Origin of the sequence: Siphonobacter sp. (assembly GCF_048595215.1) — a bacterium.
Lineage (GTDB): Bacteria > Bacteroidota > Bacteroidia > Cytophagales > Spirosomataceae > Siphonobacter.
Map to the genome: position 1 here is coordinate 1 of NZ_JBMDWJ010000176.1, position 24,818 is coordinate 24,818.

The 24,818-nt window shown below is 50.7% G+C and carries 27 protein-coding genes; 10 read left to right on the forward strand and 17 right to left on the reverse strand.

Features of this window, described 5'->3' with window-relative positions:
• Together ACOJTG_RS10340 and ACOJTG_RS10345 are read left to right on the forward strand one after the other, a co-directional pair.
• The coding region (locus ACOJTG_RS10340) for a tail fiber domain-containing protein (RefSeq protein WP_420153738.1) at positions 1-696 on the forward strand (696 nt) is incomplete at its 5' end.
• Positions 697-741: 45 nt separating this feature from the next.
• Positions 742-2,259, forward strand: a complete 1,518-nt coding sequence (locus ACOJTG_RS10345) for a T9SS type A sorting domain-containing protein (RefSeq protein ID WP_420153739.1) — start codon at positions 742-744, stop codon at positions 2,257-2,259.
• A 99-nt stretch (positions 2,260-2,358) separates the two neighbouring features.
• Here the strand turns inward: ACOJTG_RS10345 and sugE are convergent, their stop codons facing one another.
• Together sugE and ACOJTG_RS10355 are read right to left on the reverse strand one after the other, a co-directional pair.
• The gene (sugE, locus tag ACOJTG_RS10350; RefSeq protein WP_420153740.1) at positions 2,359-2,679 is read right to left on the reverse strand and encodes a quaternary ammonium compound efflux SMR transporter SugE; all 321 of its coding nucleotides are present in this window, start codon (positions 2,677-2,679) and stop codon (positions 2,359-2,361) included.
• Positions 2,680-2,902: 223 nt separating this feature from the next.
• A complete protein-coding gene (locus ACOJTG_RS10355; RefSeq protein WP_094808561.1) occupies positions 2,903-3,244 on the reverse strand; it encodes a winged helix-turn-helix transcriptional regulator in 342 nt (113 codons plus the stop codon).
• A gap of 117 nt (positions 3,245-3,361) precedes the next feature.
• Here ACOJTG_RS10355 and ACOJTG_RS10360 point away from each other — a divergent pair, with 117 nt between their 5' ends.
• From ACOJTG_RS10360 to ACOJTG_RS10370, 3 genes are all read left to right on the forward strand, one after another.
• Positions 3,362-3,754: a DoxX family protein gene (locus tag ACOJTG_RS10360; protein WP_420153741.1), complete on the forward strand. Its 393-nt coding sequence runs from the start codon at positions 3,362-3,364 to the stop codon at positions 3,752-3,754.
• A 12-nt stretch (positions 3,755-3,766) separates the two neighbouring features.
• Complete coding sequence (locus tag ACOJTG_RS10365) at positions 3,767-4,675, forward strand: helix-turn-helix domain-containing protein (protein ID WP_420153742.1); 909 nt, start codon at positions 3,767-3,769, stop codon at positions 4,673-4,675.
• A 96-nt stretch (positions 4,676-4,771) separates the two neighbouring features.
• On the forward strand, positions 4,772-5,656 hold the full coding sequence (locus ACOJTG_RS10370; protein ID WP_420153743.1) for an NAD(P)H-binding protein: 885 nt from the start codon (positions 4,772-4,774) through the stop codon (positions 5,654-5,656).
• A 112-nt stretch (positions 5,657-5,768) separates the two neighbouring features.
• On the opposite strand, the gene ACOJTG_RS10375 is transcribed toward ACOJTG_RS10370, so the two are convergent.
• Together ACOJTG_RS10375 and ACOJTG_RS10380 are read right to left on the reverse strand one after the other, a co-directional pair.
• The gene (locus tag ACOJTG_RS10375; protein WP_420153744.1) at positions 5,769-6,068 is read right to left on the reverse strand and encodes a phosphoribosylpyrophosphate synthetase; all 300 of its coding nucleotides are present in this window, start codon (positions 6,066-6,068) and stop codon (positions 5,769-5,771) included.
• Between the two features lie 53 nt (positions 6,069-6,121).
• Positions 6,122-7,117, reverse strand: a complete 996-nt coding sequence (locus tag ACOJTG_RS10380; RefSeq protein ID WP_420153745.1) for an alpha/beta hydrolase — start codon at positions 7,115-7,117, stop codon at positions 6,122-6,124.
• Between the two features lie 254 nt (positions 7,118-7,371).
• Between ACOJTG_RS10380 and ACOJTG_RS10385 the strand changes: the two genes are divergently transcribed.
• Complete coding sequence (locus tag ACOJTG_RS10385; RefSeq protein WP_420153746.1) at positions 7,372-9,003, forward strand: sigma 54-interacting transcriptional regulator; 1,632 nt, start codon at positions 7,372-7,374, stop codon at positions 9,001-9,003.
• Between the two features lie 3 nt (positions 9,004-9,006).
• Here ACOJTG_RS10385 and ACOJTG_RS10390 read toward each other — a convergent pair whose 3' ends face one another.
• The 11 genes from ACOJTG_RS10390 to ACOJTG_RS10440 form a co-directional block, all read right to left on the reverse strand.
• Positions 9,007-9,624 (reverse strand): TMEM175 family protein, encoded by a 618-nt coding sequence (locus ACOJTG_RS10390; RefSeq protein ID WP_420153747.1) that lies wholly within the window; start codon positions 9,622-9,624, stop codon positions 9,007-9,009.
• 111 nt (positions 9,625-9,735) lie between these two features.
• Positions 9,736-11,085 carry a sigma-54-dependent transcriptional regulator gene (locus tag ACOJTG_RS10395; RefSeq protein ID WP_420153748.1) on the reverse strand — a complete coding sequence of 450 codons (1,350 nt, stop codon included), beginning with the start codon at positions 11,083-11,085 and terminating at the stop codon, positions 9,736-9,738.
• Positions 11,061-13,340: a tetratricopeptide repeat-containing sensor histidine kinase gene (locus tag ACOJTG_RS10400; RefSeq protein ID WP_420153749.1), complete on the reverse strand. Its 2,280-nt coding sequence runs from the start codon at positions 13,338-13,340 to the stop codon at positions 11,061-11,063. The genes ACOJTG_RS10395 and ACOJTG_RS10400 overlap by 25 nt, the downstream gene beginning before the upstream one ends.
• Positions 13,337-14,044, reverse strand: coding sequence for a YoaK family protein (locus tag ACOJTG_RS10405; protein WP_420153750.1), 708 nt, complete (start codon positions 14,042-14,044; stop codon positions 13,337-13,339). Before ACOJTG_RS10405 ends, ACOJTG_RS10400 begins: the two co-directional genes overlap by 4 nt.
• A 15-nt stretch (positions 14,045-14,059) precedes the next feature.
• Positions 14,060-14,533, reverse strand: coding sequence for a Dps family protein (locus ACOJTG_RS10410; protein WP_420153751.1), 474 nt, complete (start codon positions 14,531-14,533; stop codon positions 14,060-14,062).
• Positions 14,534-14,543: 10 nt separating this feature from the next.
• Entirely contained in the window at positions 14,544-14,981 is a 438-nt protein-coding gene (locus tag ACOJTG_RS10415; protein WP_420153752.1) for a DoxX family protein, read from the reverse strand.
• Between the two features lie 10 nt (positions 14,982-14,991).
• Positions 14,992-16,863, reverse strand: a complete 1,872-nt coding sequence (locus tag ACOJTG_RS10420) for an amidohydrolase (protein WP_420153753.1) — start codon at positions 16,861-16,863, stop codon at positions 14,992-14,994.
• Positions 16,864-16,867: 4 nt separating this feature from the next.
• Entirely contained in the window at positions 16,868-17,632 is a 765-nt protein-coding gene (locus ACOJTG_RS10425) for a M17 family peptidase N-terminal domain-containing protein (RefSeq protein WP_420153754.1), read from the reverse strand.
• Positions 17,592-18,956 (reverse strand): alginate export family protein, encoded by a 1,365-nt coding sequence (locus ACOJTG_RS10430; RefSeq protein WP_420153755.1) that lies wholly within the window; start codon positions 18,954-18,956, stop codon positions 17,592-17,594. Before ACOJTG_RS10430 ends, ACOJTG_RS10425 begins: the two co-directional genes overlap by 41 nt.
• A 15-nt stretch (positions 18,957-18,971) precedes the next feature.
• Positions 18,972-19,604, reverse strand: coding sequence for a hydrolase (locus ACOJTG_RS10435; protein WP_420153756.1), 633 nt, complete (start codon positions 19,602-19,604; stop codon positions 18,972-18,974).
• Between the two features lie 136 nt (positions 19,605-19,740).
• Positions 19,741-20,166, reverse strand: a complete 426-nt coding sequence (locus tag ACOJTG_RS10440; RefSeq protein ID WP_420153757.1) for a DUF1810 domain-containing protein — start codon at positions 20,164-20,166, stop codon at positions 19,741-19,743.
• Between the two features lie 171 nt (positions 20,167-20,337).
• Here ACOJTG_RS10440 and ACOJTG_RS10445 point away from each other — a divergent pair, with 171 nt between their 5' ends.
• Complete coding sequence (locus ACOJTG_RS10445; protein WP_420153758.1) at positions 20,338-21,009, forward strand: hypothetical protein; 672 nt, start codon at positions 20,338-20,340, stop codon at positions 21,007-21,009.
• Between the two features lie 63 nt (positions 21,010-21,072).
• Complete coding sequence (locus tag ACOJTG_RS10450; protein WP_420153763.1) at positions 21,073-21,597, forward strand: erythromycin esterase family protein; 525 nt, start codon at positions 21,073-21,075, stop codon at positions 21,595-21,597.
• A gap of 100 nt (positions 21,598-21,697) precedes the next feature.
• Here ACOJTG_RS10450 and ACOJTG_RS10455 read toward each other — a convergent pair whose 3' ends face one another.
• Positions 21,698-22,435 (reverse strand): SDR family oxidoreductase, encoded by a 738-nt coding sequence (locus ACOJTG_RS10455; protein WP_420153759.1) that lies wholly within the window; start codon positions 22,433-22,435, stop codon positions 21,698-21,700.
• A 70-nt stretch (positions 22,436-22,505) separates the two neighbouring features.
• The gene (locus ACOJTG_RS10460) at positions 22,506-23,384 is read right to left on the reverse strand and encodes a helix-turn-helix domain-containing protein (protein ID WP_420153760.1); all 879 of its coding nucleotides are present in this window, start codon (positions 23,382-23,384) and stop codon (positions 22,506-22,508) included.
• Positions 23,385-23,703: 319 nt separating this feature from the next.
• Here ACOJTG_RS10460 and ACOJTG_RS10465 point away from each other — a divergent pair, with 319 nt between their 5' ends.
• The gene (locus ACOJTG_RS10465) at positions 23,704-24,069 is read left to right on the forward strand and encodes a VOC family protein (protein WP_420153761.1); all 366 of its coding nucleotides are present in this window, start codon (positions 23,704-23,706) and stop codon (positions 24,067-24,069) included.
• 182 nt (positions 24,070-24,251) lie between these two features.
• Positions 24,252-24,818: antitoxin Xre-like helix-turn-helix domain-containing protein (locus tag ACOJTG_RS10470; protein WP_420153762.1), on the forward strand; the 567-nt coding region annotated here is incomplete at its 3' end.

The following is a 24,818-nucleotide window of genomic DNA, read 5'->3' on the forward strand; positions in this document are numbered from 1 at the left end:
GGAATTGCCTTCCGTAGTGGCGGTGGTGCATTCTACGGCTATGGCCGCTTTGCGGAACACATCGGTGCCAAAATTATTGCTGGTGGTGACAAGAGCATTGGCTTTTTCACGAATGGTGATTCCATGAACCCCAGTGATTCCAGCAACAGACTTCGCATGACCATTTCCTGGAATGGTCGGGTAGGTATTGGAACATCCGCACCCGGTTATAACCTAGATGTAGCTGGTACGATTAACGCCTCTGCAAACGTTCGTGCCGGTGGCGTTGTATTGACGTCTGACGCTCGTCTGAAACGTAATATCAAAGCCCTTGACAATGGCCTTTCGCTCGTTAGCCAGCTCAAACCCGTATCCTACGAAAAGAAAAGCTCCGTAGCTAGTCAAGACTACAACCGTTCAGAAATCGGCTTCATTGCTCAGGATCTTCAGAAAGTACTCCCGATGCTGGTAGAACAAGGAAACGATGCGGATAAAACGCTTTCGGTAGATTATAACTCCCTGATTCCGGTACTAACCAAGGCAATCCAGGAATTGAATGCTAAAGTAGAAGCACTAACGACTGAGAATACGCAATTACGGACCGCAGCGGCCAAAGCAGAAAACGCCGAGAAAGCCGTAGCCAGTCTGTCCGATCAGATCAAGGAATTACAACAACTGCTGGGCGTGAGCAAAACGCAGGCTCAGGCGGCGAAGTAAGCCGTAGGCTTTTCAGCGTGTTTTCCAATCTTTATTCTGATCGCTATGCATTCAACTTCTAAACGATACGCGGTCACCCCCTGGATCAGTGCGGCTCTAGCTTTACTGCTAAGTCCATTGGCGGGGATGGCCCAATCCACTACCCTCGGTGGGGGTAGTTCTCCGGTCACTATCGACGGAGGTACGGTTTCTGACTACAGTCCCGACGGACTCTTTGTTCTGGCGGACGGTAGTATGACCCTGCTCAATAACAGTACCTTTGAGCACGGCAACTCGCTCTTCAACAACCGGGGTGCCTGGCTCAGCACGTCCAGTCTGGACTTATTTGCAGCTCAGGGGGATGGTACTATTGCCGGGACCATTGCTCCCAACTTTGCCAATCTCCGCTTTAACATTGGCTCCAATGTGATGGCTATTACCAATAGCCAGGGCATCAATGTGGCGGGTACCTTAAACTTCCACAATGGCATCACAACTACCGTTCGGAGTGCCACTAGCCTCGGAGCCATCCATTTTGGTACAGCGGCGGTTTACGGAGACAATAATGCCAGTGACACCAAGCACGTCGACGGGTACGTCAGCAAACGAGGAAGCACTCCTTTTTTCTTCCCCGTTGGCAGTGGTACGGACTACCGGCCCCTACAAACGCTGAGCGTTCCTACGGGAGACAATGAATATGCCGTCGCCTGGATTACGGGTGATCCTACCACTACGCCGGACCCTTCCGACGGTGGTAATAGGCACCCCATCACGGCGGTAGGATCGGGTATTATGAGTGTGAGCCCGGCTGGCCAGTGGGACTGGATTACGGTGCAGGGTACTGCGGACCAAGTGAATGTACAAGTAGCCATGCCCGACATGACTGGCTTTGCTACGGCTCAAAACCTGCGATTAGTGGGCTGGAACGGTACGCAGTGGATTGACCTCAGTGGTGGAGCCACCGCTACGGGCAATCAGGAGGACCGGACGATCACGGGTACTATTCCGACCGGTGCTACGATTACCGCCCTGGCCATTGGTTCCGTATCCTCGGCGTTACCCGTCTCCCTGGCCCGTTTTGAAGTCAGTAAGGAAGGGAATGCTGCTCTGCTAACCTGGATTACGGCACAGGAAAAAAATACGAAAAGCTTCGAAGTGGAGCACAGTCTGGATGGGCGTAGCTGGCGAACCATTGGTTCAGTAGCTGCGAAAGGCAACAGTACTTCGGAGCAACGGTACAGTTTCCTGGACACAGATCCAGCCAATGGTATCAACTACTATCGCCTGCGGATGGTTGACTTCGATGGCTACACGGAACTCACCCGTTCTCAAAGTATTGCCTTTGAATTAGCCGCACTGGCCAGCGTGTATCCAAATCCGGTTGCGGATGTACTGACGCTGAATGTGAAGGATCAGACCAAGTTACAGGCCGTACAGGTACTTTCCTCGATGGGAACGACCGTCTACCGTAACTCAAGTCCCGGTAGCCAGCTCTCCATGCAGGGCTTAAGCAAGGGTTTGTACGTGGTACGTTTACAATTTGCGAACGGCACGGTAGAAACCTTTAAAGTGATCAAGCAGTAGCATTACGATTAAGTATGACAAAATAAACCCGGTCTTTGTACGAAGACCGGGTTTATTTTTTGTACGATAGAATCCCTAGAAACGGTGGACCTTTTCGACTCAATTTGCAGAAGAAACTTTCATCAATACCAGCCCCGCAATAATCAACACAGCAGCCAGAATACGGGTGAAATTAACTGACTCACCCAGTAAAATAATCCCCACCAGAAAAGCCCCTACCGCTCCAATGCCCGTCCAAATCGAATAAGCTGTACCGAGGGGTAAGGTTCGCATGGCTACGGATAACAGTCCGAAACTGGCCAGCATGGCTATAAGGGTGATGATAGCGGGGGTAAGGCGAGAAAATCCCTCGGATTGTTTCATGAAGTACGCCCAGACGACTTCCAGCAGTCCGGCGAAAATTAAATAAATCCAGGACATAACGTTGGCTTGGTACAAATAAGCCGGGCCGTCCCGAATGCTATTCCCTGCGTGGGGGAGGTCGTCCTCCAGTCACTCACTAAAATAAATCGTGCTGTTTTAACTTACCTAGAAGTTGTAAAATTCCCGGTTAGGTTGATTTTTTAAATCCTTGGAGTAAGTGTGGTATACGGTAAACGAGGTTCCTATCACACAAAACCCTTTTCATCAATCGAATCATTCTTTACTTTCCAATAATCTGCTTCCGGTGGGCCAACCCCCAGTAATGCAGCTCCGCGATCACTTTCTCCAGCGACAGGCCGTGCGGCGTAATGGAGTACTCAACCGTCGGTGGGAACGTATCATGCACTTCCCGTTTCACCAATTGATTCGATTCGAGCAATTTCAATTCTTTCGATAGCGTCTTATCGGTAATCCCGGCGACCTCTTTGGAAATCTGTTTAAAGCGTTTAGGTCCCGAAGAGGATAAAGCGAACAAAATCAGCAATTTCCATTTCCCTTCCAGGGCCTCCAGGGCATCTTTAATCGATAACATCGTACTAGGGCAACCTTCGCTAGTGAGCATCACACGGGGTTTTAAGGGTACGTTACTATCCAACTGGAAAGTGCTACCGCACAGGATAGTACTTCCTACGGGATAGCAAACTTACCTAGTTTCGTGCCATTACAAATCAATCAGCACATGAAAAAGAACCGAATTCTGCACGTAACCCTCTGGCTTGTACAACTACTACTAGCCACGAGTCTGCTCTGGGCCGCCAGCATGAAGCTATTCCAAACCCTCGATACCTTAGCGACGATGTGGCCCTGGACAGCTCAGGTACCCCGATCACTGGTAACGCTTACGGGCCTAGTTGATGTACTCGGTGCTCTGGGCCTGGTACTACCCATGTTGCTTCACGTAAAGCCGGTACTTACACCCCTAGCGGCCATGGGGGTGGTGGTACTCATGATGACAGCCAGTATTTTTCATATCGCCCGGGGCGAGGCATCGCTCATTGGTGTAAATTGTATCTTTGCCGTGCTGGCCGCTTTAGTTGCCTGGGGCCGATGGACGTATGCACCAACGCGTTAATTTCAGGAAGGCATGAACACACCGTGTAGACTTAAAACCATTGCCGCTTACCATCAGTTGATGCAGCTTCCCCAGCCAGCCCATCCGCTGCTTAGTATCATTGATTTTAAGTCCATCAAGCGGCTTTCGGACGATCAGCCTTCTACCTATACGCATGACTTTTATTCCATTGCCCTAAAACGGAATTTTAACGGCAAGATCAAGTACGGACAACAGGCCTACGATTTCGACGAAGGTATTATGCTCTTTATGGCTCCTGGGCAGGTGTTTTCCATTGAAGTGGAAGAAGAGCTTCAACATACGGGCTGGTTGCTGCTGCTTCATCCGGATTATCTGTGGTCTTCACCGCTGGCCAAAACCATCCGCCAGTACGAGTATTTCAGTTACGCTACTCGCGAAGCCCTACACCTTTCCCAGCAGGAAGAAGTACAAGTCACGACCCTCATGCAAAACATCGCACAGGAGTACCAGGCTTCCTTGGATACGTTTAGTCAAAAGCTTATCCTCCACCAACTGGAATTACTCCTGACTTACGCGGAACGCTTCTATCATCGGCAGTTCATCACCCGTCAGGTTACGAATCACACGATACTGAATCGATTGGAAGTCCTGTTGATGGATTATTTCAATGGGACAAACCTGGCAGAAAAAGGACCGCCCACAGTGGCCTCGGTGGCCGATGCTCTGCACGTATCGCCTAATTACTTGAGTGCCTTACTCAAAACACTGACGGGACTTAGTACGCAACAACATATTCAAAACAAGCTGATTGAAAAGGCGAAAGATAAATTATCGACCACGGATCATTCGGTCAGTGAAATTGCCTACGAATTGGGTTTTGAGCATTCCCAATCGTTCAATAAGTTATTTAAAAGCAAAACCCGACTTTCCCCGCTCGAATTTCGGCGGTCTTTCCTATAGGCGAGTACTAGCGAAGATACGGCTACAAGCATCCAAGATTTGGCTACATCGGTACCATCTGCACGCAGGACCTTTGTAGAAAAAACTAATCATCGTATGCAAATAGTCATTACCGGTTCGTTAGGCCACATCGGAAAACCACTAACGGAAACTTTGGTAGCCCAGGGGCATAGCGTTACGGTCATCAGTAGTAACCCCAATAAAGAAGCCGCCATCCAAACGCTACAGGCTACGGCCGCCATTGGTTGCCTGGAAGATGCGGCTTTTCTAACTGCCACCTTTACCGGAAAGGACGCGGTATTCCTCATGATTCCACCCAATTTTACGGAAACGGATCAGGTAGCCTACTACCGCCGAATCAGTCAAAATTATGCCGAAGCCGTTCGAAAATCAGGGGTGAGACGCGTGGTACATCTGAGTAGTTACGGAGCTGATCAGGATCGGGATACGGGCTTTATTCTGGGTTCTCACCATGCGGAAGGCCTTCTCAATGAGCTTTCGGAAGTAAACCTTACGCACCTTCGTCCGGGTTACTTTTATTATAACCTGTTCGGATTCATAGACCTCATTAAAACCGCTGGATTCATCGCCGCAAATTATGGCGGTGATGATGTGATCCCGTTGGTTGCTCCCCGAGACATTGCTACGGCGGCAGCGGAGGAGCTTGTAAAACCGGGTTCTCCGCTACGTTACGTCATCAGTGATGAACGTACAGCCCAGGAAATTGCTCAGGTATTGGGCAAAGCTCTGGGAAAGCCGGATCTGCAATGGCTGGTTCGCTCGAATGAACACATGCAACAGGGACTGGAACAAGCCGGTTTGCCACCTCATGTCATCGCCAACTTGGTTGCCATGGGAGCCAGCCTACACAACGGCGTATTACTAGAGGAATATTTAAAAAATAAGCCGCTGACCTGGGGAAGCATAAAACTGGAAGACTTCGCTCCGGAATTTGCCGCGGTTTATAACCGTCAACACTAGCGATCAAAAAAGTCCCAGACCAACGTCGGTCTGGGACTCATCAACGGTTACCGTACGCCAAACGGGTATTACTTTCTCGTAACCGCTTCTTCATGGTTCTCATGGTCCGGGATTAACTCAGCTTTTGTACCATCTCATTGGTAAGACTGTCCGCATACATACCATAGGCATTCACCAAGATTCCATATTCACCCAAGGCGGGCGAAGCAATGCCGTAGATTACGGTTTCGTCCGCCGGATCCGTATCACCTTCAAACCGAAAAACGTAATCAATTTCAAAGTCCTCCGGCTTCAAACGAAGATCAGCGGCTTTGAGGCAGTCGGTATCAAGGTTAAAATCCCGCTGGTATCCCTGCTGCTGAAGCCATTGCATGGCCTCCAGGGCGGTATCAAAGGAAGGTTGTGCCTTCAAAATATTGCTTTGGTTAGGAGTTGTTTTCTATCGAATGGCTCGGTAAAAGGCTTTTAGAACAAGTACTTCTTCAGTTCAGCCGCCGCGTGTACGAACAGGGATTTGGCTTGCGGTGTAGTAGCCAGCCCGTTTAACATGCCAAAGTCGTGAATCGTACCGTTGTAACGAATCGTCGTAACGGGGACACCCGCTTCGTCGAGCTTGCGGCCAAAAGCCTCGCCTTCCTCGCGGAGTACGTCGCCTTCGGCCACCTGAATTAACGTGGGCGGTAAGCCTTTCAACTGCTCAAGTGTGGCCTTAATAGGCGAAGCATAAATCTCATCCCGTTCGGCAAGATTCGTCGTGTACTGATCGTAGAGCCATTTCATCAAGGGCGTCGTTAGGAAACGATCCTGTCCGTATAGCTGGTAGGTTTCGCGTTCGAAATTGTGGTCAACAATCGGCCAGAACAGAATCTGTACTTTGATGGCGGGACCTTGGTTTTCCTTGGCTTTCAAGGAAGTAACCGCCGTCATATTACCTCCTACACTATTGCCTACGACGGCCAGGCGGCTACCATCCACGTTAAGGTCGGCTCCATTTTCAGCGACCCACTTGGTAGCGGCGTAAATTTCATTGATAGCCTGCGGATACTGAGCTTCCGGTGATGGCGTGTAATTGACGAATACGCCCACGGCTCCCGATAAAACGACCAGATCGCGAACCATTCGTTTGTGGGTGGGATAATCGCCTAGTACCCAGCCACCGCCGTGGATGAAAATGAAAACGGGAAGTTTCTCGGAGTTTCCTTCGGGCCGTACGATATTAAGTTTGATCGTGTACCCATCGGCCACAATCGTTTTTTCGGATTCTTCAATGCCCGAATAATCCACTGTTACAGATGCCTGAGCGTTCACGAGTACCAGTCGGGCTTCGGCGGGCGATAGGGTTTCCAGTCCGGGACCACCGGGAGCATTGAGAGCTTCGAGAAAAGCTTTGGTTTGTACCGAAAGAGCGGGATCGTTAGCGACGGGAAGAATGCTTGGCAGTTGATCGGTTTGAGCAGACATTACGATTTGGTTTACTTGTGTGATAAGATCGCCTAAACGAATTCAAACCCCATGCCGTACGATCTACCTACTGATTAACAATCGATTACAAACTTTTTACTTGATTCTATTCTACGAAATACCGTAAATTTATGTACGGCTTCCCTACAAACGATAAATTTACCTCGCGTATAGAAGGCCCGTTCAGCAGTAATGGATTCACGTATTTTGTAACTTGCAGACCCTTGTTTCGCCGTCCTTTCACCTAGAATCCTATGCCCTCTGTCTCTGCTACTTTTTCTACTTTTTCCTCCGAGACTGATCTTTTAGCCCAGCTACGGCAGAAAGAAGTCCAGCAGACTGCCCTGCTGGCGGTTAGTACTCACATCGCCGCTGCTCGTGATCGTCACGATCTACAGTCCATCGTTTCTGAATCTTTGCTTCCACTCATTGGCGGAAACTATTATACCCTTGGTCTGATCAACGAAGACGGCTGTACCCATTCGCCATTTTTGCATACCCAGGAGCAGACGATCAAATCCCGAACTCCTGTCAGCCCCATTCAGCACGAAGCCCTTCCGATTCAGGATGGCTTTTTTAATGTAGCCCTGGAATCCGAACAACCCGTCGTTTTCTCACTGGGAACAGTCGTCCGTCGTACGAATCGTCCATCGTATATCATCCCCTGGTACAACGTGGGCATTCGGGAAATGGTACTGATCCGCCTATGTACGGGCCAGCGGCTCCTGGGAGTTCTGTACATTTATGCTCCCCAAACGGGTGCGTTTCTTCCCGAAAATTTTCCTGTACTTAAGGCTCTTGCGGCTCAGCTCAGCATGGGTGTTTTCAGTATCCTGGCTCAGGAAAACCTAGAGCGGCAACGGACCGAAATCGAGCAGTACAAACAACAACTCGACGAAAAACCAACGTATCGAACCATTGGTTGTGAAACGGGTACGCCTTCCACAGCGATGGTTGGAGGTTCCGAAGCGATGCAGGGCGTTTTTCAAGCCATTGCCCAGGTGGCTCCCTCGGATGCTACCGTACTCCTCCTCGGTGAGACGGGTACCGGCAAGGAAGTGATGGCTCGGGCCATTCATGAGGCCTCTTCCCGCCACTCGAAATTGATGATTAAGCTCAACTGTGCGGCTATTCCCGCCAGTCTGATCGAAAGTGAATTATTCGGTCATGAAAAAGGCAGTTTCACCGGAGCGAATGAACGGCGGGTTGGCAAGTTTGAACAGGCCCACCAAAGTACCCTCTTTCTGGATGAAATTGGGGACTTATCCCTCGATCTGCAAGTTAAGTTACTTCGCGTGTTACAAGAAAAGGAGATTGAACGCATCGGCGGTAGCGGTAGTATTCCCATCAACGTGCGAATCGTTGCGGCCACGAATCGAAACCTGGAAAAAGACGTACAAGCGGGTCGGTTTCGGAGTGATCTGTATTACCGTCTACACGTCTTTCCGATTCATTTGCCGCCGCTTCGTCAGCGTCAAGCGGACATTCCGGCTTTGGCTTCGCTCTTTATTGAACGGTATGCTCAGCCTTTAGGAAAGAAAATTACGGGTCTGGCTCCCCAAGCCCTGAAACGGCTTCAGGCCTATCATTGGCCGGGTAATGTACGGGAGTTGGAGCACCTCATCGAACGGAGTGTGTTAGTAACCAACGCCTCCGTCATTCAGGAAGTACCAATCCCCGCCATACCCGCTCCGCCTCCGGAAGGACTAACCATACTCCCCTTGGATGAAATGGAAAGGAGGTACATACTCGCTGTAGTCAGACACTGTAAGGGGCGAATTTCGGGAGCCAACGGAGCGGCGGTGCAGTTAGGTTTACCGCCGACGACCCTGATTTCAAAGATGCAGAAACTGGGGATTCGGAAAGCACACGTGGCCCAGCAGTAAACCTTAGACTTTCGGATGAGTCAATTCCAGCCGACCGGAAGTAAAGGCCCAGTAGGTCCACAAAGCGGCACTTAGCAGTAAAGCCAGTGGTGGGGCAACAAAGGCCGTAACGAAAGCCAGACTATGCCCCGCCACGCCCCAGCGATACGTATGTTTGATCTGAGTAATGGCCTCGGGCGTCAAATCGGGGCGTAGGAGGTCTTGGTGTTTACTAGCCAGAGTCCAAAGTAAGGTATACGTTAGCGTGATGAGTACAAATAATCCGGTGTAGAGTTGTACCACCAGTGCTTGAGCTGGGCTGTCGTAGTAACGGGCTAATAAAGCCGTTGGATACGAAACACTCGTAGCCAACAGTAATAAAAACCCGTTCAGAAACGTAATCGCTGAGTTGCGTTTGTAAATCTGCTTGAAAAGTTTGTGGTGATTCACCCACATGATGTAAATGCTGGAAAACGACAATAGAAAGGCCAGGTAATACGGCCAGCTCCCCCGCAGCTCTGTTAGCAATGCCGCTTTACTAATCACCTGTTCCGGTACGTGCACATCCAGAACCAGTAGGGTGATGGCAATTGCAAAGACTCCATCGCTAAAGGCCTCCATCCGGGCCGTTTCCTTTTCCATAATGCTTCCAGAATAGATGGTCACTGAAATAGTTGCCAGGGAAAGTCCATCGCCTTATAAACGGTCAATACTATACGTTTTCAGACTGAACTAAAAGCTGAATCTGGATCCTCAGTAAAAATCCAGCTTGATACCCAGTCGCTTCATTTTCGTATAGAGTGTTTGAGCGGGTAGTCCCAGCAACTCCGCCGCTCCACCCCGACCAGATACCTTTCCCTGGCAGGTTTTGAGCGTATGCAAAATATGGTCCCGTTCAAGTTCTTCCATCGTTTTAATTTCGTGGGAATGGACCGGCGAATCGGGCGGTAGCTGAATTCGCGTAATCATTCGTTCGCTGGTCATCAGCACGTGCCGTTCGATCAGGTGCTCAAGTTGCCGAATGTTTCCCGGCCAGGTGTAAGCCACCAACTGTTGCATTGCTTCGGGACCAAAAGTCAAAGGCTGACGATCCAACTTGGTAGAAAACTGATTTAAAAAGTAATTCGCCAGTAGCAGAATATCCTCCTGCCTTTCGCGTAAGGGCGGCAGCTCAATGGGAAATACGCTGAGCCGGTAGTATAAATCTAGTCGGAAGCGGCCCTCGGCTACTTCTTTCTCCAGTACCCGGTTGGTCGCTGCCAGAATGCGTACATCCACGCGGATGGAGGTTTCACTCCCCAAACGTTCGATTTCTTTTTCCTGTAAAACCCGCAGCAGTTTTACTTGAGCTTCCAGGGGTAATTCACCGATTTCATCGAGAAAAATGGTTCCTCCCTGAGCTTGTTCGAATTTCCCAATCCGCTTCTGATTGGCTCCCGTATAGGCTCCCTTTTCGTAGCCGAAAAGCTCCGATTCGATCAGGTTTAAGGGTAAAGCGGCACAGTTGACGGTAACAAAAGGGGCTTTACTTCGCCGGGACAAGCGGTGAATGGACTTCGCAATCAGTTCTTTGCCCGTACCACTTTCGCCCGTAATGAGCACCGACGTATCACTCGGAGCGACTAGCCGTACTTGTTCCAGTACTTTGGTAATTCGGCCGCTCTGGCCAATAATTCCTACCATACCGCCAGCCGCAGCCTGGGGCTGTATGGTCGGTAGCGGATGGGCCAGACTGAATTTGTAACGGGCAATATCCAGCATCACCAGCAGATCCTTCTCCCGGAATGGTTTCACCAGAAAACCGTACGGCTGCGTAACCTTAGCCGCTTCCAGCGTTTTTTGATTGGTATTGGCCGAGATGTACAGAAAGGGAATGCCCGCCGCCAGCAATTCGTGGCCCAGGTCAATGCCAGTCAGGCTACCCGTCAGCATAATGTCGAGGAGTACCCAATTGGGTCGATTGTCTTTGATCAGCCGACGGGCTTGTTCGACGGAGGCAGCAATGCCATTCACGCGATAGCCAGCGTGTTCTAAAATATGACGTAAATCGTTAGCAACAATAAATTCGTCTTCAACGATCAGGATATGTTCTGGGTTTCCCATCGGTTGGTTCGGTTACTTGACTCCATAAAATTTCTACAGGTGAAATCGACGCGGACCCTTACCCCCCCTTCACTCGATTCGATTTCAAAATTTCCGTCCAACTGCTGACTTAAACCCTGCATGAGACTCATGCCCAGCGAACGCGATTCGAACGCTTTGTAGCCCTGGGGGAATCCTACACCGTCGTCAGTAATGAGGAGCCGACAACCGGTTACGGGGTTCCGTTTAAAGGATACCGTGATGGTTCCACTGCGGCCCGCCGGAAACGCGTATTTGATGGCGTTGCTGACGGCCTCATTTAAGATCAGCCCCAGCGGTACGGCCTGTACAACGTCCAGAACGATAGACTCACAATCGATCTGGAAAGTAATTTGTCGTTGAATATCAAAACTTTCCTTCATATACCCCATCAATTCCTGCATGTACCAGCCCATGTCGATGCTGCCCATGGTTTCGGTCTGGTACAGCCGCTGGTGAATGAGCGACATCGCGTACATCCGGTGCTGACTACTGCGAATGGCCGTTACGGCGTCGGCATTATCCAGGTAGCGGGACTGCGTATTGAGCAGACTAATGACAATCTGTAAGTTGTTTTTAACTCGGTGGTGAACCTCCTTGAGCAGCCACTCTTTTTCCTCCAGTACTTTCCGTAACAGATCATTCTGCTCGTTGATTTCGTTCTGCTGAGCTTCGAGTTTTTGGTTCGACTGCTTTTTAAGCCGGTAGCGATTGTAAATCAGAGCCAGAAAAATCAGCAGCATACAGATGCCCGCCAGGAACATATTGCGAACGACCTTTTCCCGTTGCAGCGAAGTCGTTTGTAGTTCACTCTGCTGGCGAAGCAGTTTAATATCCTGATCTTTTTTCTGAGTTTCATACTGTACCTGAATCAGGCCCAGTTGCCGACCATTCTCCAGCGTATTGAGCGAATCCACGTACGATTTGTAGCGTTGGAATTGTCGAATGGCTCCTTCGTAGTTGTGCAAAGCCGAATCCGCCTTGAAGTAGCGATACGCCATAGCCGTCCGCTTGGATAAGGAAAGCGGGTACTGCGGCAACTGCTCGAAGAACCGTTGCAGGTAGGGCAGCGATTCGGCGTACTGGCCCCGCATTTGTAAGTACTGAACCAGATAACCCCGAATGGATTGCTTGAGTACTTCCGGATTAGCCGGATCCGTATAAACGGTTAAAATCTTCTGATAGTAGCCGCGTGCTTTAGCTACGTCTCCCAAAACTAAATAGAGGTGCATGAACTGCATGGAAACGTAGGAAACATCAAAGGCATTCGAAAGCGGACGGATCGCTACCGCCGCTTTCAAGGTATCCAGCGATTGCCTGTTAGCCCCTTTGCGGTACAACACATCGGACAGGTTGACCAGGAAGTTTTGAATACCAACCGTGTCTTTATTCTGCCGGGAAAGAGCGATCCCCTTGTTGTAATACTTTAAAGCTTCGTCGAAATTCCGAATACTGTAATAGTTAATACCGATGCGGTTGTAAATGGCCGTCATCAATGAGCCCTGATCCTTGAGTTGCTCACCCACCTTCACGGCCATCAGGCTGTACCGAAGCGAAAGAGCGAAGCGATCCATTTCATTGTAGACGTCGCCTAAAAGAGCATAAATTCCCTGCAAACGAGGGTAATGCACCGATTGATACAGGGCCAATGCTTCATTTAATACTCGTAAGGCCTGCGTATTCTCGTGGTTGAGGTGGTACAGGTCCCCCGTAAATTCCTTGAGTTGAGCTACCTTCAAGGTATTGCCCAATGCATGGTACAGTTGCGTTCCTTTTTCGTAGTACCGGATTTTGGTGGGCAATTCGGCTTCCGTATTGTCGTAGGTCCCCCCCAATTCAACGAACGCTTCCGCCTGTAGTACTTTTGTTCCGTAGCGGCTCAGTAAGGTTACGGCCCGCTGACTACTGAGCCGTCCCTGATCGGATTTACCCAGCATTCGCAGGGCTTTCGCCCGTAACAACTGGCTTTCGCCCAGCCCTTTCCAGTATCGGATTTTCTTGCTGTACTGTTCCATTTGCTGGGAAATGCGTACGACCTGATTCAACTCGGCTGGCTTCGCGTCAGGTTGATTCAAAAAGTATTCTCCTATGCGATACAGCGAATGCATCGACGCTGTATCGGCCGTTCCCCGTTGCATTTCCCACGTCAGTGCAGGCAGCTCTTTGGGTGTCTGGGCTTGACACCAGCTTCCCAAAAAGCCTAATCCTACAACAATCCAGCACCATTTCCCTCTCATACCATCGAAAGCCTGCTTTTATACTTCAATTTTTTCTGATGAAGTTTCCCTTGCAGGTAACACACCAGCAGTGCCATTCCGGGTAAGAGGACGGCACTGAGGCCAAAATAATTCGCCAATAAGGCCCCAAACAAGCATCCGAACAAAAATCCGCTGATGGTAATCCCTTGGCGACCCAAACTCAGCCAGGCGTTTTCGGCACGGGTACGGCCCAGTCGTAGCACAGCCCCCAGATCCAGAGCGGCTTGCGTTACGTTGCCCGTCATCATGGTCGTTGGACCAAAGGTTTCCTTGGCGAATAATTTTCCAAAGCTGTTTTGTAAACCCATGGCCACTACTACCCCCATGACGATTAGATAGGCAGCCCATCTTTCTTCCAGCAGGCCCGGCAGGAACACGGCGGCCAGCCCGCATCCGACCAAAAGAATGCTTTCAATTAGTAAGAGTTTATAGCGTTGGGTACTCCCTTCCGCGAGCCAGCCCCCCAGCATCACCGCGACGACAAACACCGGGAACGTTAGTAGTTTGACCCAGGCCGTACCCAACCCACCGGACATGGCCTGGGCGGCAAATACGATGAAGTTACCCGTGACGTGAGCCGAAAAAATGCCCTCTGCTGCCACGAACGTAGCCGTATCGCAATACCCGGCAATCCAGGATAGCAAAAAAGTTACCCAATGAATACTGTGTTTTGGTTCATTCATGCGTGATAAACGATTTTACTCCAGGTGAGCCCGTAGCATCCAGGCCATTTTCTCGTGCGTTTCCATCAGGCCCGTAATGTAATCACTACTGCCCGCATCGTGCAGGGCATTGGCGTAGCCGTCGATGTTTTCCCGCAGGTGAATCAGAATACTTTCGTGATCGGCCAGTAATTCTTTGATAAAGCCCAATGAATCATTTTTCTCCCGCGACTGCTCGGTCAAATGCGTGAGTTGCAGAAACTCCTTCAGGGTTGCGGGCGGAAAGTGTCCCAGCGTACGGATGCGTTCAGCGACCTCATCAATGATCTCTTCCAATTGCTGGTACTGACTTTCAAAAAACAGGTGTTTACTGTGAAAATCGGGACCCGTCACACACCAGTGAGCTTTGCGGGTTTTCGTGTACAGGACGTATTCATCGGCCAGTACTTTGCCTAAAGAATGAGCGACTTCGGCCAGATAAGCCGGTTTAATACCAATGGAAGCTTCCATGTGTCAGGGATTAAGGAGTAAAAAATCTAGTAAACAAATAGTGATCAACGGAAAAGGAACCGGGCCCGAGCACCAGTAGTAAAAGCAGGCTAAGCGTGTACATGTAAGGCACATCCCGCACTTCGATCGAGTCTTTTCGGTGCACGACGAAGTAACCAATCGCCGTAACGCCCAGCGTAGGCAATACAACCAGACGAGTCAGTATGCCCGGCATGATCAGAAAAGGCACTACGGTATCGGAAAGCGTTGCAATGCTCTGATTCAGTGCCGTGGGCAAGTGTAGCGGGTTGGGGACCTGTTCGTGCTGGCCGTTCTCCAGCCGAAATTTTTTCAGACCGTGTACCCGAAACAGTTCCAGTGCCAGCAGTACCCGAAATACCAGCAGAGCAGCATTGAAGGTGGTCTTACCCAGATCGGAGTACAACAGCCAGCGGACTAATTCTTGCATGACTGGCGAATTAAAAGGCGAAACAGGAACAACCCAGTACGCCCCAAAAAGCCGTATAGTTGTTAACAGGAATGGTACTCTTCCGGGCGACGTTATGATCGTGGCCGTGCACCTGACAACTACCCTTGCAGACGTGAATAGCCGACGCAGCGTCCGAATGGGCTACGGACGACTTCTGAGCCGATGACGAAACATAGCCGCCCCCGTAGGCCACCGGAGACCAGTCGGGTAATACCGGCAACGTGGGCGGGGCATGGGCAATGAACGTATCTCTGGCGTAAACAATCCGGCCCCCAACAATGGTCAGAATCGATTCAATGTCTTTGATGTCGGCCTCGGGTACGCGAAAGAAGTCGCGGTCGAGTACGGCCAGATCGGCCAGCATTCCTACCTTGATACTGCCTTTATTCGCCTGTTCACTGGAAAACCAGGCACTTCCCCGGGTGTACAATTCGAGGGCTACTTCCCGTTCCAGTCGATTCTGTTCCGAATAAATGGGCAGGCCACTCACCGTTCTTCCCGCGATAAGCCAGTACAAGGCCAGCCAGGGATTATAGCTGCTCACGCGGGTCGCATCACTACCTACGCCAACGGGCACTTCCGTTTCAAGCATGCGTTTGACGGGTGGCGTCGCTTCAGCGGCGACGGCTCCGTAGCGATCCACGAAGAAGTCGCCCTGAAAAGCCATCCGGCTTTGGATGGCAATACCGCCCCCGAGTCGCTTTACGCGTTCGATATTACGTTCATCGATCGTTTCGGCGTGGTCGAACATCCAGGGCAAACCATTGAAAGGCATCTCCCGGTTCACCTTTTCAAAGACATCCAGAAAACGACTGATGCTTTCGTTGTACGTAGCATGCAGACGGAAGGGCCAGCGTTTTTCAACCAGTAGTCGTACGACCCGCTCTAAATCGGCTTCCATGTTGGGGGCCAGATCGGGCCGGGGTTGCAGGAAATCCTCGAAATCAGCCGCCGAAAATACCAGCATTTCACCCGCCCCGTTGTGGCGGTAGTGATCATCCCCCTGCCGGAGCGGTACCGTGGCGGTCCAGTGCTCAAAATCTTCGTATTCATGGCCCGGTCGCTGCGTAAACAGGTTATAGGCAATCCGTACGGTTAGTTGCTGCTTTTCGTGCAGTTCCGCAATGACCCGGTAATCGTCGGGATAATTCTGAAAGCCGCCGCCGGCATCAATGACGCTGGTAATCCCGAAGCGGTTCAGCTCCGTCATAAAATGTCGGGTTGAATTCACCTGATACTCATACGACAAGGTAGGACCCTTGGCTAGCGTCGAATACAAAATCATGGCATTGGGCGTCGCCAACAGTAGTCCCGTCGGTTCACCCGAGGCATTCCGTTCAATATAGCCCCCCACGGGTGCCGGCGTATCTTTCGTAAAACCAATCGCCCGCAACGCCGCCCGGTTGAGCAAAGCCCGGTCGTAGAGGTGCATGAGAAATACCGGCGTGTCGGGTGCAATGGTGTTGATTTCATCCAGCGTTGGCAGGCGTCGCTCGGCAAACTGTACGTACGACCAGCCGCCTACGACCCGTACCCACTGGGGGGATGGCGTCCGCTCAACCTGGGCTTTTAACATCGACAGGGCCTGATCCAGCGTCGAAACCCCATCCCAGCGTAGTTCGAGGTTGTAATTCAATCCACCTCGAATCAAGTGGATGTGTGAATCATTCAGACCGGGAATGACCCGTTTGCCCCGTAGGTCGATCGTTGGCGTATCGTCCGTCTGGTACGCATTCAAAATGGTGGCATCGTCCCCTACGGCTACGAATCGTCCGTCCTTGATGGCTACGGCCGTCGCGGCAGGTTGAGCCCGATCCACCGTATGCATTTTTCCGTGGTAAAGAATGAGATCTGCTTTCATGAGGCTAGTTGGATTGAAGGGAAGAAAGAGCCTTTTGAATGCCTTCGCCCGCCGTGGTAAAGAAGGCAGGTCCGGCCAGCAGGGTTACCTTCGCCACGGGTTTAAACGTTGACAACCCCTTGCTTTTCAGGTACAGCTCGCTGCGGTAGGCTCCCACGATACCTTGCGTAACCTTTTCGGCCACCAATGCCGTGGGCGAGTCGATGCCCGCGTCCTTTAAGTCACTGGCAAAGGCAAAATGACTTACGCCCAGACGCACCGCTTCCCGCAAGGCAACCGCTCCCACCTGCGACATGAGTTCTGGAGTAAAGGCTTGCCGATCGCCTAAACCGATGAGCAGTACCCGGGGGGCTTTCATACTTCCGGCTTTAGGCGTAAGCAATAGGGTTTCCAGGGCATGACCGGCAAATCGGCCGCTTTTACGGATTTCGGTGAGTTGCCCTTTCAGTGCTTCATCCAGGTGTACGAGTCCGTTTAGAGCGGGGGGCAAGGCGGGCGGCGACTTGAAAATATCGTCTTCGGTATATTCAAAAAGGCAGGCAACTTGTAGGGAGCTTTCCGCCGCCGACGGGCCTTGTACCAGCCCTTCAATGGTTATACCATCGATAACGCCCCAGGTTTTCCGCGTACCAACGGGCGAAGTAGCGGTCGTTTGAGCCTGAACATTCAGGTTCACAAGCAGCATAAACGTCAGCATGAAGCCGACCCAGGACGGGCGAGCGTTTCGGTTAAAACTTGACAGCAGTTCTGGCATTGATGAAAATTCCATTTTTAGTGAAGGGTATGATTTCGTTGAGGTAAGAGCCGGTCTGGAAATACTGAATGCCCACGTTCGCCGACACAAAGCGGGAGAAGGCGTACACCGTACTCAACAGCCAGGCCGTACCGATGTATCGCCCGCTGGCCCCCCGACTACCCAGGTTAAAACCGCCGCTGGGTCGGTACACGCCATCACCGAGGGAATACCGCCAATTGAAAACCGCATCGGCCTGAATCGTCCATTGGTTACTGGGACTAACGGTGGCGTAAGGATGGATATCAATCAGGTTCACCGGACCTATTTGTGGACTAAAGCCGAAGTACCCGCCTTTGGGATACAGGGGATTGAAGGTTTGTAGGTTGCCATCACCCGCCTTCCGATCCCCGGAGATGTAGTCATGGCGAAGGTTAATCGTCGGTTTACCGGGCGTCGTTTCAAACGAGTAGCCCAGGTCCACGGAGCCCGTCCAGGCACTGATCCGCCCCGGACCAAAGCGGCCAAACTGGTAGGCCCATTCCAGGTTGTAAATGAACCCACCCCCATATTTCCAGAACCGACCACCGATGGTATGACGAAGTTCACGAGCGGTCCCTTCTTCAAATACGGCCCCTTCCCGCTGTATTCCCAGATAATAGCCGTCCAGGTTTCCCATTTGGGGTATGATGAGGGTTGCGTAGCTACCCCAGAGGTTCGGGCTTCGGGTGGGTTTGTTATCAAACACCCCGGTTTTGACCGTATCGGCCATCATCGCAAAGGCATCCCAGCGTAAACGAGAGGTACGGTACATGACTTTAGCTCCCGTAAAATACAGCCGAAGGTTGGGGCCTTCCCGTACCGAAATCAGCCGACCGCTGCCGTAGTCCAGCTCCTGTTTTCCCGCCCGTAGTACAAGGCTTCGCTGGTCTTTTTCGAAAGCCGTTACATCCACAAACAGATTCTGTAGGTTCAGATGGTCTTCGTCAATGGGTCGGGGACCGTTTTTGCGACCCCCTTCCCAGGCACTGCGGAGCTGAGCGAACATTCGCAAGCGACGGCCCAGGTGTACATCCGCGTGGACGTCGTAGCGTTGCAACAGGAAGGCGTTATGACCAATGCCGAGCCGACCCCAGTCTTCATTGTGAAAATCGACGTATTCGACCCGGGCCGAACCGCCTACAGAGACGTACACGCCTTTCGTCAGGGGCAGGTGTTTCAGACGACCGTAAAACGAACCGGTTGAATCGTAGGCGTACGTTTCGTCAAATCGCATCAGCTTAAAGCCCTGAGCCGTCGCTTTTCCGGTCAGCCATAACCCCATCAGCAGCAGCCAGCTGTTTCGGTATCGAGCAAACAAAGTATGAAAGGTTGACTAGTGAGCAAGCATGGTATGAGCGTACTGGATTCCGATTCCGTAGGCTCCGCCGTGTTTTTTCATCAGACTCGTTACGGCCTGGTAGGTTTCCTGACGGGCCCAGTCACGTTGCAATTCCAGCAGATACTGAATGGAGGTGATGGGTTTCACGCCCGCGTGTACCATCCGCTGAATAGCCCGTTCGTGAGCCTCGGGGCTGACGTCACCGCAGGCATCCGTAATGACGTATACGATGTACCCTTCTTCCATCGCCGAAAGAGCAGGACCTACGATACAAACGGCCGTCCAGAGTCCAGCCAGTACCAGCTTCTTTTTATTCTTTCCGGTAATGGCCAGATACGCCGCCTCGTCTTCCCAGGTATTCATACTGGTTCGGTCGATGTAGTTGGAAGTGGCTTGCGGATAGTACTCTTCAATTTCGGGAAATACCGGTCCGGAAAAAGATTGTTCGGCTACCGTCGTTACCACCGTTGGGACGTTGAAGATTTTGGAAGCCCCCGCAACGATGGCCGTGTTGGTTCGTAGTTCACTCAGGGAAATGCTCTGGGTAGCGAATCCCATCTGACCTTCGAAGTCAATGAGTACCAAGGCGTGATTGTCGGGAGCGAGTAGGTTAGGTGATGGTTTCATAGTAATTGGTTTGTTTACTCTTACGAGTCCAATTCCTATGCCACTCGAACCAATTACTGATTTTCAGTAGTTTACAATAACCAAGAAGAATACTGCCGTTACGATATTTCGTAGTTTTATGTAAGCAGGGTACTTTTTACTCTCTGCCTGACTGGTTCAGTAGGCGTAGGGTTTGGGCATCCGCTTCTCCCTGATAAAATTTATCCAATACTCGCTGGAACACCGGATCACTTGCGTCGAGTGTAGCGAATAAAGTCATGCAGGAACGTAATTTCAGATCATCGGGGCTGCCCATAACCGCCGTAGCATTGGAAGTTGGAAGTTTCAGCAAGGCCTGAGAAATTTCGATGAGACGAGGGCCCAGTACGGGATGTTGTATGTAGGCCTCAGCCTCCGCCCGGTTTGCAATGCCATAGTGCTGGGCCATGTGACTGGATCCGAGCCCTTTCAACTGCGGAAAAATGTACCACATCCAGTGACTCCGCTTGCGTCCCCTTTTGATTTCGGATAAAGCCTGAGCATACTCTTCTTCCTGAGCTTCTATAAATCGATTGAGGTCCATCGTAGCGATTTTAACTCCAATCGGTATAAAAAGAGTTGTGCCTAAACCTTTCAAACCCATTCTATCCTTAACTCCATGCAACCTCTCCTACCTAAACCGCATCCTCATTTTCGAGACGTCCTTTAGACAAGAATCGCTGTTTTTTACTACGCCTATCCTTATCTTCTTGCGATGAAAGCAGTACTTTTTACCACCTTTTCGCTTCTTCTGGCCTTACCCTGCTTTAGTCAGGCTATTACAAAATATGTCACTGAACATACGGTCAACATTGAGCATGTGAATACTTCTGCTACCGACTACAGGGACCTAGAACCGATTGGCAAGGCCATTGGTGATGCCCGCGTAGTAATGCTGGGCGAACAGGATCACGGGGACGCAACGACCTTCCTTGCCAAAACCCGTTTAATCAAATACCTCCACGAACAGAAGGGCTTTAATGTACTTGCCTTTGAAAGTGACTTTTATGGCTTAACGAAAGGCTGGGATGAAGTAGCGAAAAGCTCCGAGACCCTTATCCCTTTTTTTAGAGAAAACATTTTTCCCATCTGGACGCGTAGTGATGCCTGTCAGTACCTCTTCGAAAACTACATCCCGCACACCTTCCAAACTCAGCACCCCTTGCAGATTACGGGTTTTGATTCCCAGCTTTTTCAGACGTACAGCTTTCAGCACCTGAAAGAAGACCTGAATCAACACCTGGTTGAAACCCACGTAAATGCAACATTCGTCTCGGCCGCCGCGTACCAAACCTTCCTTGAAGCCGTAGCCGCCTTACTGGCTAAACCCCGTAAGCCCGAGGTCTTTACGAATGAAATGGTTCAGGTACTGGAAAACGGGTTATAAACAGTACGACAGGCCCAGCTTGTCAACAACGATTCCCCGTACTGGCAGATCGTCGTTGAAAACCTGAAGGCCCTCACTAGGAACTCCAATCAGGTACGGGATCAAGCGATGGCAGTGAATCTTAACTATGTCGTGAATGAAAAATATAAAAACGAAAAGGTGACCGTCTGGGCGGCCAATACGCACGTAATGAAGTATACCGACCACATCAAAAGCAAGGCGAAACAATTCGATCAGGTCATTTTTGAAAACATGGGTACTGCGTTTGTCAGAGATTGGGCGACGAAAACCTATGTCCTCGGTTTTGCTTCGTACCAGGGAACGGCCGGGCGATTGGGAGCACCAACGTTTTCCGTTCAGGCTCCCCACAAAAACGGATTCGAGAATTGGATACCAGAGCAGATTCATTACGGCTTTGTGGATTTCTCTTTGTACAACGCTACCTATAATTCACCCAAAGAACCTTTTCTTATGAAATCACCTATGCATTTTACGATCCCAGGCCGCGTCGCGGCCATTCCCTGGAACTTGGCATATGACGGTGTTTTCTTTATCCGGGAAATGCGGGCGGTGAAAAAAGCGGAGTAAGGGAACATCCGAAGGTAAGGAACGCGAGCGGGAGATGCCCTGCATTAGTCCTAAGAGAAGTATAAAACCCCACCAGGGAGTACCTAGTGGGGTTTCGGTTTTACCAGGGACAGTTGGCCGGTTCTGGGAAGTATTCGTCACTGAAAAATTTACCCGTTGGTCCATCCGATCCGATCGTTGCGTATTTAACGATGCGTTCGCCGGCCTGGGCCACCGTACTGGTCCCGTGATGATTCGTAAAGTCAGTCTGCGTATAACCGGGACAAACGGCATTCACCTTGAAGGGCGTATGGCGAAGCTCGTACGCCAGATTGATTGTGTACATGTTCAGGGCTGTCTTCGAAGATTGATACGCCACAAAGCGGGTGGGATAGCTCTCCGAAGTCAGATCAGCGGCCAGCGTAAGGGAAGCCATGCTGGTACTGACATTGACGATTCGCGGCTCAGCGGCTTTCTTCAGCAAATCAATGAATGTCTGCGTTACTCGAATTACGCCGAATAGATTGGTATCGTACACGGTTTGAAACTGCTCGATGGGTGAGCCCAAAGCGGATTGTTCAAACCCTCCCGAAATACCGGCGTTGTTGACCAGTATATCCAAAACCTCCGTTTGCTGACCGATACGCACGCGAGCGGCCTGAACCGAGGCCTCGTCCGTCACATCCAGGGCGATCGCTTCGACGTTGCTGAATCCTTCTGCCTGGAGTTTTTCTACGGCCTGTAGGCCTTTATTCAGGTCACGGCTTCCGAGGTACACCTGAAATCCTTTTTGAGCCAGCTGTTTGGCTACTTCCAGCCCAATGCCTTTATTGGCTCCTGTTACTAATGCTACTTTCATCGTTTGAACCGTTTAAAACTTACGATGCGAAAGTAGCGGGCTTCTACCCAGGGCTTCTGGACTAATCATGTTATTTACCGGACAAATCGTGCCCTTCCGTTAAATAGGAACGGACGCTTTTGCCGGTCCTTTTTTTAAATAGCCGCGAAAAATAATCGGGATCATTGAAGCCCAGCTCGTAGGCTAGCTCTTTGACTGAAACGCTGGAGTACTGTAGTTTGCGTTGGGCTTCCAGTATCAACCGATTAGTAATCCATTCCTTAGGCGAAACGCCTGAACATTCTTTCACCACGCTGTACAAACCGCTCGGGGTCAGAGACAATTCTTCCGCGATGGTATGGATTTCCGGTTGTTCGGTTAAGTAGTTTTCCACCACCTGTTTGAAGGCCGCATATTTGGCCAATCTGGGATTTGAACGTACCTCCTGCTGGCTCTGCTCGAAGTAGGCACTGTTGAATTCCGTTAAAAGGGCGTTTAAATAGGCCAAAAGGATCGGTACATCCGCCCGCCGTTCTGAAACATGAAGCAATTGAAACAACATGGCCAATACCGCCTTAACCCGCTGCTTGGCCACGGGATCGAACGTGATGGTACTTAGATTATTAGGATTGACTAGAAACGAATAGGATTGCGGTAACAAGGCCAGCGTGGTTTCATCAAAACCAACCTTAAAATGTTGAGTCCGGACGTGGGAATACGAATTGGCGAAAACCTGATTAGGCAAGCCCATCAACAATTGGCTGTCCGATAGAATCACGTTTTGCAAATCCGTCCTATACGTGGCGGCTCCCTGATCCATGAACACAAAATAGTAGTAGGACAACTTATGGGGTTGCAGCAGCGTCTGTAGAACTCGTTCCGGTGGAGGTTTCGTACAGTTTTCATTAACGGTTAACACCAGCGTATCGTGATGCCTAATCTCTTGTAGTAAGCCTTTTGTATCTTTCATAGCCTGGCTTTCGTTTGCATTCCTCTATCCGAGCGACCTGCCCCGTTTCATACGTAATTAATTACTCGCGTTGTATACAGGCTCCCCGTTTAATCGTGGAGCCTACGGATCCTTTCTCCTACTTGATCGCCATCCGAAGGAATTCAGATTGCTTTCAGAAAGTTTCATCCTGCATGGTTCTTCTCTACATTAAAGCGAGTAGACGATGCACTTTTTCGTGCAAACGTTTCGAGAGAGTATCTTTCATTAAAAGGCAGGTTTGCTATCTTGGCGTCTCATTCTAGTTTTTCTCCTCGTCATCTCACTTAACCGCTAACGCATGGCATCTCCGCTGTTAGGCCTCCGAACCACCATTTACGCCGCTCCTGATCTGGAACAGACCAAGGCCTGGTACACCGATTTTTTAGGAATCGCTCCGTATTTCGATGAACCTTTTTACGTGGGCTACAATGTCGGCGGTTATGAATTAGGCCTGGACCCGCATCTAGCACCCGCCGAGGGTACGCCCGTCACGTACTGGGGTGTTGAGCACATCACCGAGGTGTATCAATCGCTGCTGGAAAAGGGAGCAAAATCTTTAGAAGAACCCCAGGAAGTAGGCGGCGGCATTTTCGTAGCCACGGTACAGGATCCTTTTGGTAATACGCTGGGAATCATCTATAATCCGCATTTTCGATTGGAATAATATCCTGTAGAATTTCTCAGGGGCTTATCAACGGGAAAGCTTTACCGTGTTTACTCGTCCTTTCGTTGCTTTTTGTTCGTCCTAACGCAACGATTTTTACCTTCCCAGGAAAAGAATACGACAAAATGGAATTTTTTCACTCGTGTGTGTGTATATTTACCATACACTAGTGAAATCATTCTATGCAAGCTGTTTTGCCCGTAACGCATCTGATCCAACAAGCCCGGCAAGGCGTACTGCGTGCCCGGGTGGACGAAGTAGCCGCCCTTGCCGGCCTAAGCGACAAGGAAATGGCTCACGTACTGAATATGTCCGTCCGGGGTCTGCACGGGAAAACTCCCTCGGAGGTACTTTCCCTGGCCGCCAGCGAGCGTTTGCTCTTACTGGAACGCTTACTCCGGCACAGTCTAAACGTTTTCGATGGTCGGTCGGAATTGGTTAGTCGCTGGTTGCATACCCCCCTGCCCGAATTAGCCTACGCCGAGCGAACCGAGGAACCCGGGCCTACGCCACCGCTACGAAGTATGGGATCATTCGAAGCCCCGGTTGCCGAAGCGTACAGCAGCCCCGCCAACAGCGAACAGGAAGCCCAGTCGCCGCTTGCCGTACTGGATACCGTTTCAGGCTTTGCCTTAGCCGAAGACGTACTCGGCCGGATTGAATGGGGAATCATTAGGTACGTACATGGACGTCTTTCGTATCAACAAAGAAGCTTACCACACGGACCCCTTGTCGACGGTGGGAAGTTA